Here is a 16,857-nt window from a genome sequence, read left to right as displayed (position 1 = left end):
CGCTTTTCTAGGCCTTAGCGATTAACAGGCGATTCAGAATATGTAGTCTTAGGCCAAATACATAACGTCTGGGCGACACCGAATTTCCCTGTGCAACAGATGTTTCAGATTGGTAATCTACAAGATCATGCTTGCTCTCGACCGTAATACCCGTTCACAGGACAATCTCTTTTTCTATATCATCGGAAATAACGGATCTGGAAAAAGCACGTTTTTGCAGAATTGCACCAAGACATATGTCAAAGATTTTCGAAAGATCATTGCATTGCCCTGTGGAATGATGGATCGATTTGACCCTAAGTCGAGCGGGAAGGTGCACTATTTGGGCTATCGCTCTAAGCAGAATGCCGTGTTCCTCACGACCTTAAATAAAAGTATCACGTTGCTGATCCTGAGCTTGCTGAAGAATGGAAAAAGCGCGTTGCTCGAAACTGTCCTGGACGACTTGCATATGGGGTTGTCGTTTTCTTCTGCAGCCACCACGTGGGACAAGCGCACTCCTATGGCTCGCCGCGCAAGCGAAGTGCAGCGTGCTTCTGCCGAAAGCGCGATTGCGCGTTGCGGGAAGGTCGATTGGAAAAAAATGCCTGTTGATGATGCAGATATTTTGGAGCAGTGCCTGCGTCTTGATTTGCGATTCTTCTGTAAGCTCGGCCCCAAGGACAAGGAGGACCGCTATTTCCCCGAGGATTTGAGTTCGGGGTACATACAAAAAATCAGGTTGCTGCTCACGGTTGCGCAGGAGGCGGAGGACGATTGCTTGATCTTGATCGACGAGCCCGAGATTAGTTTGCATGTGACATGGCAAGCAGAATTGCCCAAACTGTTCCGCTCGACCCTTTCATCCCTAACCAGATGCGCACTGGTAGTGGCAACCCACTCTCCTGTGATCGTTTCCAATACTACTCAGGAGTTGGACTTTATCTACACGATTCCGGATGGTGAAACCGTTACGTCGCAGGAAATTCCGTCAAATATCGAAAAACTTCTGTTCAAACAGTTCAACTACCTGTCACTGTCGAGCAGCATCGTGCCTGAAACATGCGCACGCATTCTGCACAGCCTAACCCATGACACGACGACAGCAGTTCAAGCACGCCAGGAGCTAATGAAGTTCTATGACAACGATCTGACGGCGCGTGACAAGGAATTTCTGGGAAAAGCGCTAGAAATAGTTGATATCGCCGCCGCTGACGATGAATAACCTAATCGACCTCCTCGCTGATCCCACCGGTGTGGATTTGAAGGAAGCGCAGATCCTAGACAAGCTTCGGTGGGAAACGATTTATGGCAGCGTGACGACGGCCGACGCGTGGGCGTTCTTCACAACTGGAGGAAAGCTCCCGCAAATATTACTCCCTAAAAAACCTACCGCTGATCACATTTCCTACAAAAACATGGCCGACACGTTTTTTGCAGCGCTGCAGAACGGCGACGATAAATGTTTGAGTAAGACGAAAAAAGAACTACGCACGTATCTGACTAATCGCCAACGAGGTTTTTGTTGCTACTGTCGTCGACAGCTATATCTGCACGGGACGGCCATCAATATTGATCACGTCGTTCCAAAAACGCCGAAAACTAAGGCGGCAATAGCACTGCATCATGCACGTAAACTCTGTTTTGATATTGAAAATTTAGTAGTGTGTTGCATCGATTGCAACGTCGCTAAAAAGGCCGAACGCCATACTTTCCATCCTAATATGGCGAATTACGGGGACTATATTTCGTACAAGATTCTCATTTCCCCAACTAGCAATATCATTACCTACAAACGGTCAACTACGCTGGGCCAAAAAAACATCGCAGAAGAGATATACCGTGTTTTCAAACTATGGCGGCTGGAAATGCGTCAGATGCACGGGGCGATAAACAATGACGATGTCCTGCGCTCTATTGAGGCCAGCATTGTTGCGGCAGAGGACGATGTGGAATTACGAGTAAAGCTGTATGAATTGGCAGGCATGTATATCGACCGTTTGGCTTGATCACGATCCGCATCCGCTAGCGCTAGCACTCGACAGCTGACCTTACTATTCCATATAGGCCAATTCTGTGCTGTAGTCGCGCAGCCAGGACGCCTGGGCACTCGCAGCTTGCAGCGACTGATGGATCCGGTGTTTGCGCCACATGTAAGGGATAGTAGCGCTGCTCATTGGCCCATAAGGTCGTCACCGCCACGATCCCGTTATCGATCTTGCCCACCGAGCTCAGATACTGGCGTGCCACATGCTCGATCGCACAGCCATCCTTGCGGGCGCCGGTGACATCGATGACGAGTACGCCGTTTGCATCGCTGGCCGTCAGGGTATCCTCGCCCAGCAATTGCAGCGTGAGGGCGGTCATGGCTTCGGCGTCCCAAGACGATTCAAAAAGAAAGAATTGCAGTTGCTGCACAGGCGCAGTTTGCGCCTGGATTAACGGCTCGGCGCCCGCCAGTGCCGTGAGCGTTTTGGGCCGGTCACGCGGTGCCAGCAGGCCGGCAAGATAGGTCTGGAAGCTGCGGCGTTGCGCCAGCGAATGAAACAGCGGGTCGAACAGTTGGGCGTAGTCTTCCAGCGGGCCCGATATTTCGTACTCGGACTCCCACGCTGATTGACTCGGGCTTTTCAGTGCTGGTCTCTGGCTGGTTCCAACTCTGCAGCATTTAGCATAGATGTTCTTACTTGAAACCCTTTGGGCTAGGACTTTGCCTGAAGGAATCTCTTTGGAGTTGGTGCCTTGTCCGGTCCGCCGCCGGTCTTTAGGCCGTTGGACACGACATAAAAGGCAAGGCTCACGACAAGGCCAAGTCTGTTTTATGCCTGGTTTTCCCTGCTACAATGGCTTCCGAGTGCCGATCAAGGTTTGTCTAGCGAGTGACGATCTAAAAGCCGCGGGTCGCGGAAGGAAGCCCACGCAGCAGGACGCTTCTTACTTGCCCCGCTGGACCCTCGTCTTGAAAATCCTTGTGTCGGTGGTTCGATTCCGCCCCGGGCCACCAAGATTAATTCTTACAAAAACGCCAACCTTCACAGGTTGGCGTTTTTGTTTTCCGCTTCACAATTATCGTATTCGGCCCATCTCTGGCCTAATGCCAGAAGCGAAACTTCTGTCGACTTGCCGCATGTACGTCATGCCGTGATATCAGGCAAGGAAATGTCTGGCGAAAAACTCTAGCCGGAGGCCCATTATTAACAATGGACTCTGCGTACTTCCGATGAAAGTTAAAGAGAACAGAACGCCACCCTGTCAAAGCATCTAACTCTCTCGGACGCAATTTGGCAAACATTGAGGGCGCATAGGAAGCCAGCCCTGAGTGAAGCGTCACGCGGACGCGGTTGTACGGCATTTAAGTACGGGCAAGCGGAATGATTGCGCCTGGAATTCTTGCGGAGGCGGCATAGCAGCGGATAAGTTTCCTTTTTTTCCACACAGCGCATAGCCTATTTGGCAAGACCAAAGAAAAAATGCCAATCCAGCCCTCTTAAGATTTCTCGTAATCTTCCGTTAACTATTGGTTATCGCATGGTCCCTGCATCACCCTAAGAATGTTGACTGCAGAGAAAAACCTTGAAATACAATTGGTAGCGTTAAAAGTTTTCTATGAAGAAAATAAAAGAGGTTTTATCCAGTTCCTTAAGAACACAACGAGATCCTTTGGAAAAGGCTATCTCCAACAAAATCCTGTTCCGTCATAGAAGGTCGCTCGCCGGTTTTTTTCTTTTCATCGTCGTTCTACAGGTACTGCTCGCTGCCTTCAGCATTGAAATAATGTCCTCTGTAAGAGGATACGTAGCAGGCGAAAGCTTGTATTCAAAAGCGCAAAAAGATGGATTGCTCAGTCTGAAGTCCTATATAGAATCCAATGTCGATGCGGACTATCAGGAGTTCGTTTCCAGATTAAAAGTCATCGAGGGCGATGCGCAAGCCCGTTTGGCTCTGCAACAGAAAACGGTAGATTGGCAGTTGGCACGAGATGGTTTTCTGGCAGGGGAAAACCATGGGGATGATCTAGACGGCATGATTCGGCTATTTTTATGGGGGAAAAATATTCCTTTCATGAAAAGGGCTATCAATACATGGGCTGAAGGCGATGCAGCAATGGAAGAGCTGCATTCGCTAGCAAAAGCTGCGCGTACAGACATTCTTCAAGGCACGCCTGATGCTGCCTCGGTTCAGCATTTGAAGTTGCGCCTTCCCGAAATGAACAAACTACTCAGCCTGTTGCAACGCAACTTCTCTGAGGAGCTTCGTCAAGGATCCGTTCTCGTCCGACGGGTGCTACTGGGGTTAAACGCAGCCATTGCCGCGCTCATCGCAGCAATGGGCACTTTCTATATCCGCCGCTCTCTTCAAGCTCAACTCCAGATACAAGCAGAGGTAGCGGAAATTCTGAACGCAGTCAGCGAAGCTGTGATTTCCGTGGACAGCAGCGGACGCGTGATCGTCTTCAATACAGCTGCGGAGCAGCTTTTTGGATATTCCGCAAGTTCGGCCAAGGGTCTCCCCTTGGACCAATTTATACCTTCCGGCCTGTCCAAGCTCACGCTGGAAAGCGAAGCGGATTCGAAACAATTTCTTTGTGAACTCAAAGGTCTGCATGGAGAAGATCGCACGCTATACCTTGAGGTGTCGCATGCGACGTTTCAAACGCTCTCCGGGACACGAACGACTCTCGTTTGCCGCGACGTCTCACAACAACATACGGTGCGAACCAGGGAACGCTCGGAATTATTAAAAACCAATGCAGAACTTACCAACAAGGCGTATGCGGATTCTCTAACGGGACTCCCGAATCGCGAGGCACTTTCACGCCACCTTAATGATACGTTCGATGTATGCCAGCAATCGGGCCTGCCTTTTGCTGTCTTGTTTCTGGATCTCGACGGGTTTAAACATGTAAACGACACGCACGGGCATCTGTGCGGCGATGATTTGCTCAAACAGTTTTCCTCTCGTCTGTGTCAGGCCATCCGCGAGCAAGACAAAGCATTTCGAGTGAGCGGCGATGAGTTTGTAGTCATCGTGCCAACGGAGCGAGAAGGTACGATCGGCGAATCGGTAGCCCAGAGAGTATTGAGTGTTGTTCGACAGCCGTATTGCCTTGGCGAGGTTACTGTGACGGTAACAGCCAGCGCTGGTATCGCAAATTATCCTGTAGACGGCATTGATGCTCGCTCGTTGCTATTGGCTGCGGATGAGGCCATGTATCGAGCAAAGAAAGCTGGAAAGAACGCCTACCATATTCATGCAAGGCCTTTTTCATAGCATATTATTTTTTACACAATCTGGTTGTTCTCATCTCGCAACCTCGTCCATTGATGTTTCTGGTTCAATTGCAAGACGGCATATTGATTTTCCAGCAGTAGGATCGTCAATTCCCAGAAAACTTGAACGTGGGTGTCATAAGCAATCTGAAGAATGGCTAATGCCTTTTTGTTTTTTGTCTTGCTCAAAATCCCCTTTTTTGCCAAGGAAATCAATCGGCGTCAGCGATCGCATCGGTTAGACGAATAGCAAATTCTCTTGAGGGGCCAAGAGTGCCGAAACAGGCAAGTTCGAGGTTGCGAGCCAGGATGACGCCGGTATGTGGCTCGTTCAAACCTGAAAAATTTGCCGTACTCGCCGTCGTGTTCGAGGGAGTGTGCAGGGAAGAAGGCTAGTGCAAGCTAACCTTGTTCGACACCTGTTCCGGTACAGGCCAGTGCCCAAGCTTGTGGCACTTTATGCCTGAGACTGCAGGACCGGCATGGGTTCCTAGCGCTGTCATTGCGACGAAGATTGGTCTACACGGCTTACATGAAGATCGACCTGCATCCAGCATTGCTGGTCCGGTGCGCCTCGGAAAAAGTGGTTGCATGTATGATAGACTCCGCAACCTCGCTGGGGCTTCGTCTTGAAGATCTTTTTGTCGGTAGTTCACTTCCGCCCGCGCTACCCAGATGAAGAACGCATCGGCAACTCAGCTCTCTTGCATCTCGGGAAGCAACCAGTGCTGATGGAGCCGCCCAAATTTTTCATGATGCGCGGTATCTGCCAAATTTTCGCTATTGTTCATTTTTTGGCCTGCTTCCCCGATCCGTTGTAAGCCATTCCGGTCGAATTGTCCGATTGAATGTCCGGGCGGAAATTGAGCTCGCCTTTCCTGTGGCTGCTCTCAACCGTATGGATATGCTAGCGATCACTTATGCTTAATGTATAAGCGGGTCCAACACAGCGGCGGATAATAGCGGCCACCTTATTTTGGAAATCTCCCATGGAAATCAAAGTCAACTTTCTCGACAAACTTCGTCTTGAAGCCAAGTTCGATGACTTCACGGTGGTGGCCGACCAGCCGATCCGCTACAAGGGCGATGGCTCCGCGCCTGGCCCTTTCGATTACTTCCTGGCTTCATCGGCCCTGTGCGCGGCTTACTTCGTCAAGCTGTACTGCAACACGCGCAACATTCCGACCGAGAACATCCGCCTGTCCCAAAACAATATTGTCGATCCAGAAAACCGTTACCAGCAGGTTTTCAAGATCCAGGTCGAGCTGCCGGCAGATATTTCTGACTACGACCGCCAGGGCATCCTGCGCTCCATCGAGCGTTGCACGGTGAAGAAAGTGGTGCAGGCCGGACCGGAGTTCGTGATCGAAGAGGTGGAGAACCTGGATGCCGATGCCCAGTCCCTGCTGACGCTGAAACCGTCTTCCGACGCCAGCACCTACATTCCAGGCAAGGACCTGCCGCTGGAGCAAACCATCGCCAATATGTCGGGTGTCCTGGCGAGCCTGGGCATCAAGATCGAGATCGCCTCATGGCGCAATATCATTCCCAATGTATGGTCGCTGCACATCCGCGACGCGCACTCGCCGATGTGTTTCACCAATGGCAAGGGAGCGACCAAGGAAAGCGCGCTGGCGTCGGCCTTGGGTGAATATATCGAGCGCCTGAACTGCAACCATTTCTACGCCGGCAGCTTCTGGGGCGAAGACATCGCCAATGCGCCTTTTGTGCATTACCCCAACGAGCGCTGGTTCCAGCCCGGCCGCGGAGATGCGCTGCCGGCCGACATTCTCGATCCCTACTGCCTGTCCATCTACGATCCCGATGGGGAGTTGCGGGGCTCGCACCTGTACGACACCAACTCGGGCAATGTGGAACGCGGCATCTGTTCGCTGCCGTATGTGCGCCAGTCCGATGGCGAAGTGGTGTATTTCCCGTCAAACCTGGTTGAAAACCTGTTCGTCAGCAATGGCATGAGTGCTGGCAATACCCTGGCTGAAGCGCAGGTCCAATGCCTGTCCGAAATTTTCGAGCGGGCGGTAAAGCGTGAAATCCTGGCAGGCGAAATGACGCTGCCCGATGTGCCCCAGGAAGTGCTGGCGAAATACCCCGGCATCCTGGCAGGCATTCAGGGCTTGGAAGCGCAGGGCTTTCCGGTGCTGGTAAAGGATGCATCGCTGGGTGGCATCTACCCGGTGATGTGCGTTACGTTGATGAATCCGCGCACTGGCGGCGTCTTTGCTTCATTCGGCGCCCATCCAAGCTTTGAAGTGGCGCTTGAACGGAGCCTGACTGAATTGCTGCAGGGTCGCAGTTTTGAAGGCCTGAACGATCTGCCCCAGCCCAGCTTTGTCAGCAATGCCGTGACCGAGCCAAACAACTTTGTCGAACACTTCATTGATTCCAGCGGCGTGGTGTCGTGGCGCTTTTTCAGCGCGAAAGCGAATTTCGATTTTGTCGAATGGGATTTTTCCGGCCACGGCGAGAATTCCAATCGCCAGGAAGCCGCGACCCTGCTCGGCATTCTTGAGGACATGGGCAAGGAAGTCTATATGGCGGTCTATGACCAGCTGGGAGCCATTGCCTGCCGAATCCTGGTGCCCGGCTATTCGGAAATCTATCCTGTGGAAGATCTGATATGGGATAACACCAACAAGGCGCTGTCGTTCCGCGCAGATATCCTGAACCTGCACCGCCTGGACGACGAAAGCCTGGAAGCGCTGCTGGAGCGTCTGGATAACAGCGAGCTGGATGAATACTCCGATATCGCCACTTTAATCGGCATCGAATTTGACGAAAATACGGAATGGGGGCAGCTAACCGTGCTGGAGCTGAAGCTGCTCATTCATCTTGCCTTGCAAGATTTCGAGGCAGCGCACGAACTGGTGGGAGCCTTCCTGCAGTACAACGACAACACGGTCGAGCGCAGGTTGTTCTACCAGGCCTTGAACGTGGTGCTGGAGGTGGTACTCGATGACGACATGGAACTGGACGACTATGTCGTCAACTTCCGCAGGATGTTTGGCAATCCACGGATGGATGCAGTGCTGGGCTCACTGGACGGCAGCGTGCGCTTCTTTGGACTGACGCCAACCAGCATGAAACTCGAAGGGCTGGAAAGACATCATCGCCTGGTCGATAGCTACAGGAAACTTCATGCGGCGCGAGCCAATGCAGTAACTATGGCAAGTTAATGTGGCGCGTTATGGCTCCAAGCTAATCATTGAAAACGGGGCGCCTGTGACCACTGGCCAAGGTGCCCCAATGAGGCTTAAGCCGAAAAGGACGAACCGCAGCCACAGGTCGTAGTGGCATTCGGATTCTTGATCACGAATTGCGCGCCTTCCAGGTCATCCTTGTAGTCGATCTCCGCGCCCACCAGGTACTGATAGCTCATCGAATCGATCAGCAGCTGCACGCCGTTCTTGGTCATGGTGGTGTCGTCTTCGTTGACGATTTCATCGAAGGTGAAACCATACTGGAAACCGGAGCAACCGCCACCCTGCACGAATACGCGCAGCTTCAGGTCAGGATTTCCTTCCTCTTCAATCAACTGGGCAACCTTGGCGGCTGCACTGTCGGTAAAAACAATCGGTGCTGGCATTTCTGCAATGGCGTTCATTTGGACTCCTGCTAATTAAAGCGAATAATGTTCGATTATAGAACTAATAGCGCACTCACACATTGGAGGCTAATTTTGGCGATGCCAGCTTCAGCACCTGCTCGCTGTCCTGTGGATGACTGAGCTTGCCTGAAACCAACGCCCCGCCATGCATTTCCAGCGCTTTGTAATGTACATCCCCGGTTATGCGGGCCTTGGGCTGCAATTCAAGAAGCTCGGAACAAAAAACCGGGCCATTGATTACGCCGTCCACAACGATATGTTCCGCCCTGACCTCACCCTCCACGCTGGCCTGCTCTGAAATGACCAGCATGCTGCCATCGATCGGATCGGCAATCAGGCTGCCTTTGACATGCCCGTCTACCCGCAAGCCGCCACGGAAACGAATATTTCCCTCGATTGTCGTCGACATGCCGATCAGGCTGTCTATCGTGTTCTTTGCCTTTTGCCCGAACATCAAGCCTCTCCTTTATCGTTCCAAATTGGCCGACTGTTGCGCACGCACTTTGCCATTTTCCAGCACGCGAGCCTGTACATTCCTGACCTGCAAGCCCTCTGGCAAGGGAAGTATGCCTTCGATACGCTGGTAGCGCTGAAATTCCAGCTGAAACGCCTCAGTCTTGTCATCCTTACCGGGGAAATTCAGCACCGAGGCCTTGCCTGCCTGGATTACCGCCAGCGACAACGCCAGGCTGCCCTTGAAATCCTGTGGATTATTGCCGCGTCGCATGACGAGCAGACGATATCGCAACTGGTTGGGCGGCACGAATTCCATTTTCAGCCGACGAATCGAAATGCCTTCCGACACCGGGCCGGCAGGCACCAGGCTGTCGAAAAACGCCAGATCCTCCTGCAGACGGGCATTTTCGGCAGTCAGCGACTGTACCTGGGAGGCCAGTTGCGTATGTGCCGCCCGCTCCATGGCCAGCTGGTTTTCCAGCGTGCCAAGCGTGCCGCTTGCCTGATCCCGCTCGGCAACCGCCTTGGCGGCCTGTGCCTTGAGCAACTGCGCCTGCTCGGCACTGATGCCCGCGCCGAGCACATTCACGCCACGGCCGAGCTCATAGGTCCACAACGCCAGACAGCCGATGATGAAAAACAGCAGCGCCATTCGCGACAGGCGCACCCGCCAGGAGACTTGTTTGCTGACAGTAAGCTTGGGCGCCGCAAGAGGCCGGCGCCGTCGCGGCCAACGACCTATCCTCATCGCCAGGGCAATCAGGGAAGAACAGGCACCTGCTTCAGGCCAGTCGTTTCATCCAGTCCGAACATGATGTTCATGCACTGCACACCCTGCCCCGCCGCGCCTTTAACAAGGTTGTCTTCCACCACCAGGATAACGAGCTGGTCACCGTTATCCGGACGATGCACGGCAATCCGGAGCATGTTGGAAGCGCGTACCGACCGGGTTTCCGGATGGCTGCCGGCTGGCATCACATCGATGAAAGGCTCGTTGCGATAATGATTTTCATACAGCGCCTGGAAATCAATGTCGCGCGCCTCGGGCAGGATGGTGGCGTATAGAGTGGAATGGATACCGCGGATCATCGGCACAAGATGCGGCACGAAAGTGAGTCCGGCCGGACGACCGGAGATCGCTTCCAGCCCTTGCCGGGTTTCTGGCAAGTGGCGATGCCCTTTCACGCCGTATGCCTTGAAGTTGTCCGAAGCCTCCGCCAGCAGCGTTCCTACCTCGGCCTTGCGGCCTGCGCCGGAAACGCCGGACTTGCAATCCGCGATCAGTGCGGATTCGTTGACCAGTGGCTTGCCTTGCGACAGCAAGGGTGCAAGGCCCAGTTGCATCGAGGTCGGATAGCAGCCTGCCAGACCCACGACACGGGCCTTCCTGATCGCCTCACGGTTGACCTCGGCCAGACCATAGACCGCTTCCTCCAGGATCTCCGGGCAAGAATGCGGCATGCCATACCATTTCTCGAAAACCGCAGTGTCTTTCAGGCGGAAATCTGCCGCCAGATCGATCACTTTTACGCCAGCGGCCAGCAGTTCCGGCGTCTGCGCCATGGCCACACCATGCGGCGTGGCAAAGAAAACCACATCGCAGTCGGTCAGCCGGGCCTTTTCAGGCGCGGAAAAGGCGAGCGAAACAAAGCCACGCAGGGACGGAAACATGTCGGCAACCGGCATGCCGTCTTCCTTGCGCGACGTAATGGCGGTCAGTTCCACCTGCGGATGCGTTGCCAACAAACGCAACAGCTCGACGCCGGTATAGCCAGTGCCGCCTACGATGCCTACTTTGATCATGATTTTTCCAAGCCGGATTGAAATAATGTCCCGAAATTCTAACAGTGTCGGCCAACGGCCGTTTTGCTCGGGCCTGGCCACAATGACAAAAGCCGCCCGGCGAACCGGGCGGCTTTCGCAGTGCCAAAAACGTGATTAACGCTTCGAGAACTGTTTTGCGCGACGTGCTTTACGCAGGCCGACTTTCTTACGCTCGACTTCACGTGCATCGCGGGTAACGAAGCCTGCCTTGGACAGTTCCGGCTTCAGCGTTGCATCGTAGTCGATCAGTGCACGGGTGATACCGTGGCGCACTGCGCCTGCCTGGCCGGACTCGCCGCCGCCGTTGACATTGACCATGATGTCGAAACGCTCGACATTGTTGGTCAGTTCCAGCGGCTGACGGATCACCATCAGGCCGGTTTCGCGGGAAAAGTACTCGTTGGCCGGCTTGCCGTTGACCACGATCTGGCCCGAGCCAGACTTGATGAACACGCGAGCCACTGCGCTCTTGCGACGGCCGGTGCCGTAGTTGTAGTTACCGATCATGACTGTTCCTTACAGTTCGAGGGGCTGCGGCTGCTGCGCGGCGTGCGGATGGCTGCCTTCCGCATAGACCTTCAGCTTCTTGATCATGGCGTAGCCGAGAGGACCCTTGGGCAGCATGCCCTTGACTGCCTTCTCCAGCGCGCGGCCCGGAAAACGCTGTTGCATTTTCAGGAAATTGGTTTCGTAGATGCCGCCCGGGTAACCGCTGTGGCGGTAGTACTTCTTCTCGGTGGACTTGGTGCCCGTCACGCGCAGCTTGTCTGCGTTGACGACGATGATGAAATCGCCGGTATCGACGTGAGGGGTAAATTCTGGCTTGTGCTTGCCGCGCAACCGGAGTGCCACTTCGCTGGCAACACGTCCGAGGACTTTGTCCGTCGCGTCAATCACGAACCAGTCGCGCTGGACTTCGTGTCCTTTAGCGGAAAAGGTTTTCATGATGACTTCCTGATCAATTGATTCGCTCAAAATGGTGGTTTTGCGCTGCCTTGTTTCAGCTTTTGCCGCAGACTCTGCCTTGTATCTTTTCCCTTGAGCAAACAGGGAATCGGAAAGTATAGCCTTTTCAAGCACTTGCCGTCAAACAGAAAAGTCGATATTCAACAGTTACAATAGCGCACGTTCAATTTTTGCGAGGATGCGATGGAATGCACCGTACGCTGGACTGGCTTGTCCGGCATGACATTTATGGCCGAAACCGGCTCTGGCCATCTTGTGACCATGGATGGTGCGCCGGAGGGCGGCGGCCGCAACCTGGCACCACGCCCGATGGAAGTGGTGCTTGCCGGCACGGGCGGCTGCACTGCCTATGACGTTGTGCTGATTCTGAGGAAAAGCGGCCAGGACATCCGTGGCTGCGACGTCACGTTGAAATCGGAGCGCGCCGAAAAGGATCCCAAGGTCTTTACCAGCATCCATTTCCATTTCACGGTTCGCGGCCGCAACCTGAAAGCGAATCTTGTCGAACGCGCCATCAAGCTGTCGCATGAAAAATACTGTTCGGCTTCCATCATGCTGGAAAAGACAGCGACAATGACGCATACCTTCGAAATTATCGACGACCTGACCGAAACGCCGGCCAGCTGAAGCGGGCACTTATCGCCGCTTTTTCCATTCGCTATAAATAATAGGCAATGCCCGTCATGACTTTCGACATGGCGCGCATTGCCTGACGCACAGGCTGCGGCACCTCTGCAGCGCCCAGTGTCTGGGCCGATGCGCCGTGCGCAATCTCATCCTGTCTCATTTGTTCCACTATTGCCCGGGATTTGTGGTCGCTTTGCGGCAACCTCTCCATATGACTGGCCAGATGCGCCTCAACCTGGCGCTCAGTTTCCACCACAAAGCCGAGGCTGCGCGCATCGCCCAAACGCGCTGCCACCATGCCCAGTGCATATGCGCCGGCATACCAGAGCGGATTCAATACACTGGTATGGGAGTTCAACTCCTGCAGCCTCTGCGCCGTCCATGCAAGATGATCCTCCTCTTCACGCGCGGCGCTGTCGAATTGTGTGCGGATATCAGGACTCTGCGAAAAACGGCCTTGGGCCTCGTACAAAGCCTGGGCGCAAACCTCGCCGACATGGTTTACCCGCATGAGGCCGGCACTATGCTTGCGCTCGCTTTCAGTCAGTTCCGTATCTGCCGTAGCAGCAGCAGGCGTTGCGCGGAACGCCGAAGCCACCCCGCCAACAACCCTTAACGCCCGGTCAAACCCGATAATCAAGCCGTCCATTAATTTCCTTTTTACATTAGCGGCGTTGCCACTAAATCAAATAATCGTTGTTTCAATGCCACATAAAGCAGGATGATTGCATAGAAAAGCCAAAATTTCTTTGCCCTGCCATCGGTATTTTGATGAAATGACTACTAGCTTCTTGATCAACTGGTTTGGAAGTCTCGGCAGGGGGGCTCCCTACTGGTAGCCTTGCTGAATGCAGCGAAAAATTTTAGCACTACAACTTCTGGAGATTACTCAATGAAAAAATCGCTTCTCGCACTGGCAGTACTGGGTGCATTTGCAGGCGTTGCACAAGCACAAACCAGCGTGACGATTTACGGTTCGTTTGACGCAGGCGTTCGCAACCAGCGCGACATTGACGCAGCTGGCCACAGCCGCACCACCATGAGCTCCAACGGCACCTACAACTCCAACCGTCTGGGCTTCAAAGGCGTTGAAGATCTGGGCGGCGGTCTGAATGCTCACTTCACCCTGGAATCCGGCTTCAACTCCGGCACCGGCGCTCTGAACAACACCGAAAACCGTCTGTTCCAGCGTTCCGCATTCGTTGGTCTGGGTGGTCAGTGGGGCTCCCTGGATCTGGGCCGTCAGTACACGGTTGCATTTAAGACCGTTGGCGCGTATGACCCGTTCAACTACAAATTCACCGGCATCATCCCTCTGACCGGCGCAAGCGTTTCCGCTGGTACCCGTGTTGACAACGACATCCAGTACACCGGCACTTTTGGCCCGATCACTGCACGTGCTGAATACGCACTGGCTGAAGCCACTAACGGCGGCCGTGTTAGCAATCACGCAGCAGTCGGCGGTACTTACGCTAACGGCCCACTGTCGTTTGGCGCTGCTTACACCGTTCGCAAAGCAAATGTTGGCACCGCGACCGCTGTTAACCTGCAAGACAACAAGAACTGGACCGTCGGCGGCGCGTTCACCTTTGGCCCGGCTCGTATTGCTGCTGGTTACCAGAACGAAACCCAAGATCGTGCTACCGGTGGCGAAGCTGACCAGAAGAATGCCTGGATCGGCGGCAGCTACGACATCACCCCAGCTCTGGGCTTGACCGCAGCTTACTACCACACCAAAGTTGATGCTGGTGCACTCGGCGTTGGCAACACTGCAGCCGGCAAGCGTGGCCTGTTCATCGTCGGCGCCACTTATGCTCTGTCGAAGCGTACCAACTTCTACGCAGACGTAGACTACGCTAAGTACAAAGATGGTCTGGAAAACGGTCCGAGCGCCATCACCGGTCAATCTTCGCTGCGCGCAGCTCCTGGCCAAGACAGCATGGTTGGCGTTTCGGTTGGTATCAACCACCTGTTCTAATAAAACAGTCTAGATTGAAGCCCTACTTCGGTGGTGGTTTCAATCTAAGCAGGCTGCTTTAATGGTCTGTTGAATGCAAGAATTTCAGGCTCACTTCGGTGGGCCTGTTTTTTTGCCTAACGGTTTTGATGCCCTATACCTCGTTGTTTTTTAACATGAGCACGTCCCGTTCGAGCAAAGGGCGTTGTTGCAGATTCCATAGTCTGTAGACTGAGGTCACATGAGGGTCGAAGACTACTTTTTCTTTGCTGGCCGAAATACGCTGCTGTCGGCATAAAATGCCTCATCCTGCGCAGGCCACCAGCCAGGTACCCCGAGTACAGGGAGATGAGAAAAGTCCGACGTGCTCAATCCTTCCTTCAATTCGCCAGCTACTTCCTGGTCCAGCCATTCACGTCTTGCCGGCTCCGGCAAGGCAAGAACGTCTTCACTGGTTTCGAGGATCCAGGCATGTCCCGTGATTGCCTTGTAGGGATCGACCAGTTTCTCCAGCAGTGCGTGGCCAAACAAATACACGGCGCAGTGCTCTTCGAACTCTTGTCGGCTTTCAATGAACAGCTCTTTCCAATGATGGGCACGCAGAAAGGAAGAGAAGGACGGATCTGATGTCAGGAACAGCACGGCGTTCTCGTCGAAAATCGTTGCCGCATCCCTGACTCTGCCTCGTACCTGTTGTCCCTGCTGGGCTTGCTTGACTACCAAAGCGCGGCGGGCGATTTCGGCTGCCTGCAGTTGATTCAGCCTCACCTTGATACGCGGAAAAGCCAGCCAGACCAGCGCATTGAAGAAGTCATGCAGGTTATCCCGCGTCGGTACGCATCCCGTTGCGCTGATAAAGCTTTCATAGGCTACGCCTTCCGGCAGGGCAGACTGCGGCACGAATTGGATCGGCAGCGAGAGATGATTTCTGAGATGGCGGATTGTTGCCTGCTGATTCAGTCCGTCACGCCAGGCTGGCGCCTGCAGGACCAATTCCGCCACCGGCTGCAGAGGTGCAAGCCAAGGACGACGCCAGTCGATTTGTTTCAGGAAATCGTCCGGCATCGCTTCATTGTTTCATTGCTGGATGACGTTGCGGCTCAGGCCATTGCCCAGTCCATGGTTTCGCCGCCGTTCAGCGGAACGACCGTCGATTCTCCCATGGGCAACTCGCTGGGCAGGGTCCAGGACTTACGCACCAGCGTGATGGTGCCGTGATTGCGCGGCAGGCCGTAGAAGTCAGGGCCGTGCAGGCTGGCGAAGCCTTCCAGTTTGTCGAGCGCGTTGGCCCGATCGAATGCCTGGGCATACAACTCCATCGCATGCAGTGCGGTGTAGCAACCGGCGCAGCCACACGCATGCTCCTTGGTATTGCGCGCATGCGGCGCCGAGTCCGTACCCAGGAAAAACTTGCCGCTGCCGGAAGTTGCCGCCTGCACCAGGGCCTTGCGATGGGTTTCACGCTTCAGGACAGGCAGGCAATAGTAGTGCGGGCGGATGCCGCCTTTGAATATCTCGTTACGGTTGTAAAGCAGGTGGTGGGCGGTAATGGTTGCGGCGGTATGTTGTCCAGCTTCCTGAACATAATGCGCCGCGTCCTGCGTGGTGATGTGCTCGAACACGACCTTCAGTTCAGGCATATCGCTGCGCAAAGGCGTCATCACGCGGTCAATGAAGACCGCTTCCCGGTCGAAAATATCGATTTCCTGATCGGTGACCTCGCCATGCACCAGCAGCGGCATGCCGACCTTCTGCATGGCCTCCAGCGCGCCGTAGCATTTGCGCAGGTCGGTGACGCCGGCGTCCGAGTTGGTGGTTGCGCCCGCGGGATAGAGCTTGACGGCGTGGATCAGACCGCTTTCCTTGGCGCGCAGGATCTCTTCCGGCGCCGTGTTGTCGGTCAGGTACAAGGTCATCAAGGGCTCGAAATCCATGCCTGACGGCAGCGCCGCCAGGATACGGTCGCGGTAAGCCAGGGCTTGTGCGGTGGTCGTGACTGGCGGCTTCAGGTTGGGCATCACAATGGCGCGAGCGAACTGCCGCGCGGTATGCGGCAGCACGCTGGCCATGGTGGCGCCGTCGCGCAGGTGAAGATGCCAGTCGTCGGGACGAGTAATGGTGATGCTGTTGGGTGATGTTTGCATGATGGGCGC

The 16,857-nt window shown here is 54.4% G+C and carries 17 protein-coding genes; 7 read left to right on the top strand and 10 right to left on the bottom strand.

The features are described from left to right. Nucleotides 1-127: 127 nt before the first annotated feature. Nucleotides 128-1,204, top strand: a complete 1,077-nt coding sequence (locus tag KTQ42_RS15570; RefSeq protein WP_217346313.1) for an AAA family ATPase — start codon at nucleotides 128-130, stop codon at nucleotides 1,202-1,204. Further along, nucleotides 1,197-1,988 carry a hypothetical protein gene (locus KTQ42_RS15565; RefSeq protein WP_217346312.1) on the top strand — a complete coding sequence of 264 codons (792 nt, stop codon included), beginning with the start codon at nucleotides 1,197-1,199 and terminating at the stop codon, nucleotides 1,986-1,988. Before KTQ42_RS15570 ends, KTQ42_RS15565 begins: the two co-directional genes overlap by 8 nt. 22 nt (nucleotides 1,989-2,010) lie before the next feature. Here KTQ42_RS15565 and KTQ42_RS23975 read toward each other — a convergent pair whose 3' ends face one another. Continuing rightward, nucleotides 2,011-2,517: a transposase gene (locus KTQ42_RS23975; protein WP_349292171.1), complete on the bottom strand. Its 507-nt coding sequence runs from the start codon at nucleotides 2,515-2,517 to the stop codon at nucleotides 2,011-2,013. A gap of 1,068 nt (nucleotides 2,518-3,585) precedes the next feature. Here KTQ42_RS23975 and KTQ42_RS15555 point away from each other — a divergent pair. From KTQ42_RS15555 to KTQ42_RS15545, 3 genes are all read left to right on the top strand, one after another. Further along, on the top strand, nucleotides 3,586-5,250 hold the full coding sequence (locus KTQ42_RS15555) for a GGDEF domain-containing protein (RefSeq protein WP_217346311.1): 1,665 nt from the start codon (nucleotides 3,586-3,588) through the stop codon (nucleotides 5,248-5,250). 628 nt (nucleotides 5,251-5,878) lie between these two features. After that, a complete protein-coding gene (locus KTQ42_RS15550; protein WP_217346310.1) occupies nucleotides 5,879-6,070 on the top strand; it encodes a hypothetical protein in 192 nt (63 codons plus the stop codon). A gap of 168 nt (nucleotides 6,071-6,238) precedes the next feature. Beyond that, the gene (locus KTQ42_RS15545) at nucleotides 6,239-8,443 is read left to right on the top strand and encodes an OsmC domain/YcaO domain-containing protein (RefSeq protein ID WP_217346309.1); all 2,205 of its coding nucleotides are present in this window, start codon (nucleotides 6,239-6,241) and stop codon (nucleotides 8,441-8,443) included. A gap of 77 nt (nucleotides 8,444-8,520) precedes the next feature. Here the strand turns inward: KTQ42_RS15545 and erpA are convergent, their stop codons facing one another. From erpA to rplM, 6 genes are all read right to left on the bottom strand, one after another. Continuing rightward, entirely contained in the window at nucleotides 8,521-8,871 is a 351-nt protein-coding gene (gene erpA, locus KTQ42_RS15540) for an iron-sulfur cluster insertion protein ErpA (RefSeq protein WP_217346308.1), read from the bottom strand. A 55-nt stretch (nucleotides 8,872-8,926) separates the two neighbouring features. Next, entirely contained in the window at nucleotides 8,927-9,328 is a 402-nt protein-coding gene (locus KTQ42_RS15535) for a polymer-forming cytoskeletal protein (RefSeq protein WP_217346307.1), read from the bottom strand. A 12-nt stretch (nucleotides 9,329-9,340) separates the two neighbouring features. Further along, a complete protein-coding gene (locus KTQ42_RS15530; protein WP_217346306.1) occupies nucleotides 9,341-9,982 on the bottom strand; it encodes a DUF6776 family protein in 642 nt (213 codons plus the stop codon). 107 nt (nucleotides 9,983-10,089) lie between these two features. Continuing rightward, the gene (argC, locus tag KTQ42_RS15525; protein WP_217346996.1) at nucleotides 10,090-11,133 is read right to left on the bottom strand and encodes an N-acetyl-gamma-glutamyl-phosphate reductase; all 1,044 of its coding nucleotides are present in this window, start codon (nucleotides 11,131-11,133) and stop codon (nucleotides 10,090-10,092) included. Nucleotides 11,134-11,268: 135 nt separating this feature from the next. Continuing rightward, nucleotides 11,269-11,661, bottom strand: a complete 393-nt coding sequence (gene rpsI, locus KTQ42_RS15520) for a 30S ribosomal protein S9 (protein ID WP_194715047.1) — start codon at nucleotides 11,659-11,661, stop codon at nucleotides 11,269-11,271. Between the two features lie 9 nt (nucleotides 11,662-11,670). Beyond that, a complete protein-coding gene (rplM, locus tag KTQ42_RS15515; protein ID WP_194715048.1) occupies nucleotides 11,671-12,099 on the bottom strand; it encodes a 50S ribosomal protein L13 in 429 nt (142 codons plus the stop codon). Nucleotides 12,100-12,303: 204 nt separating this feature from the next. Here rplM and KTQ42_RS15510 point away from each other — a divergent pair, with 204 nt between their 5' ends. After that, complete coding sequence (locus tag KTQ42_RS15510; RefSeq protein ID WP_217346305.1) at nucleotides 12,304-12,747, top strand: OsmC family protein; 444 nt, start codon at nucleotides 12,304-12,306, stop codon at nucleotides 12,745-12,747. A gap of 31 nt (nucleotides 12,748-12,778) precedes the next feature. On the opposite strand, the gene coq7 is transcribed toward KTQ42_RS15510, so the two are convergent. Next, a complete protein-coding gene (gene coq7, locus KTQ42_RS15505; protein ID WP_217346304.1) occupies nucleotides 12,779-13,396 on the bottom strand; it encodes a 2-polyprenyl-3-methyl-6-methoxy-1,4-benzoquinone monooxygenase in 618 nt (205 codons plus the stop codon). A 243-nt stretch (nucleotides 13,397-13,639) separates the two neighbouring features. Here coq7 and KTQ42_RS15500 point away from each other — a divergent pair, with 243 nt between their 5' ends. Beyond that, a complete protein-coding gene (locus KTQ42_RS15500; protein ID WP_217346303.1) occupies nucleotides 13,640-14,725 on the top strand; it encodes a porin in 1,086 nt (361 codons plus the stop codon). Between the two features lie 234 nt (nucleotides 14,726-14,959). On the opposite strand, the gene KTQ42_RS15495 is transcribed toward KTQ42_RS15500, so the two are convergent. Both KTQ42_RS15495 and pyrC read right to left on the bottom strand, forming a co-directional pair. Then, the gene (locus KTQ42_RS15495) at nucleotides 14,960-15,769 is read right to left on the bottom strand and encodes a DUF3025 domain-containing protein (RefSeq protein WP_217346302.1); all 810 of its coding nucleotides are present in this window, start codon (nucleotides 15,767-15,769) and stop codon (nucleotides 14,960-14,962) included. Nucleotides 15,770-15,804: 35 nt separating this feature from the next. Further along, nucleotides 15,805-16,848, bottom strand: a complete 1,044-nt coding sequence (gene pyrC, locus KTQ42_RS15490) for a dihydroorotase (RefSeq protein ID WP_217346301.1) — start codon at nucleotides 16,846-16,848, stop codon at nucleotides 15,805-15,807. Nucleotides 16,849-16,857: the final 9 nt, after the last annotated feature.

Source organism: Noviherbaspirillum sp. L7-7A (assembly GCF_019052805.1).
Classification (GTDB): Bacteria; Pseudomonadota; Gammaproteobacteria; order Burkholderiales; family Burkholderiaceae_D; genus Noviherbaspirillum_A.
Note: the sequence above shows the minus strand (reverse complement) of the source record. Positions and strands in the feature narration are given on the sequence as shown.

Bases quoted from the DNA above. Each gene is read 5' to 3' on its own strand.
- KTQ42_RS15570 (WP_217346313.1), top strand. From the start codon at position 128: ATGCTTGCTCTCGACCGTAATACCCGTTCACAGGACAATCTCTTTTTC.
- KTQ42_RS15565 (WP_217346312.1), top strand. From the start codon at position 1,197: ATGAATAACCTAATCGACCTCCTCGCTGATCCCACCGGTGTGGATTTG.
- KTQ42_RS15555 (WP_217346311.1), top strand. From the start codon at position 3,586: ATGAAGAAAATAAAAGAGGTTTTATCCAGTTCCTTAAGAACACAACGA.
- KTQ42_RS15545 (WP_217346309.1), top strand. From the start codon at position 6,239: ATGGAAATCAAAGTCAACTTTCTCGACAAACTTCGTCTTGAAGCCAAG.
- erpA (WP_217346308.1), bottom strand. From the start codon at position 8,871: ATGAACGCCATTGCAGAAATGCCAGCACCGATTGTTTTTACCGACAGT.
- KTQ42_RS15535 (WP_217346307.1), bottom strand. From the start codon at position 9,328: ATGTTCGGGCAAAAGGCAAAGAACACGATAGACAGCCTGATCGGCATG.
- KTQ42_RS15530 (WP_217346306.1), bottom strand. From the start codon at position 9,982: ATGGCGCTGCTGTTTTTCATCATCGGCTGTCTGGCGTTGTGGACCTAT.
- argC (WP_217346996.1), bottom strand. From the start codon at position 11,133: ATGATCAAAGTAGGCATCGTAGGCGGCACTGGCTATACCGGCGTCGAG.
- rpsI (WP_194715047.1), bottom strand. From the start codon at position 11,661: ATGATCGGTAACTACAACTACGGCACCGGCCGTCGCAAGAGCGCAGTG.
- rplM (WP_194715048.1), bottom strand. From the start codon at position 12,099: ATGAAAACCTTTTCCGCTAAAGGACACGAAGTCCAGCGCGACTGGTTC.
- KTQ42_RS15510 (WP_217346305.1), top strand. From the start codon at position 12,304: ATGGAATGCACCGTACGCTGGACTGGCTTGTCCGGCATGACATTTATG.
- coq7 (WP_217346304.1), bottom strand. From the start codon at position 13,396: ATGGACGGCTTGATTATCGGGTTTGACCGGGCGTTAAGGGTTGTTGGC.
- KTQ42_RS15500 (WP_217346303.1), top strand. From the start codon at position 13,640: ATGAAAAAATCGCTTCTCGCACTGGCAGTACTGGGTGCATTTGCAGGC.
- KTQ42_RS15495 (WP_217346302.1), bottom strand. From the start codon at position 15,769: ATGCCGGACGATTTCCTGAAACAAATCGACTGGCGTCGTCCTTGGCTT.
- pyrC (WP_217346301.1), bottom strand. From the start codon at position 16,848: ATGCAAACATCACCCAACAGCATCACCATTACTCGTCCCGACGACTGG.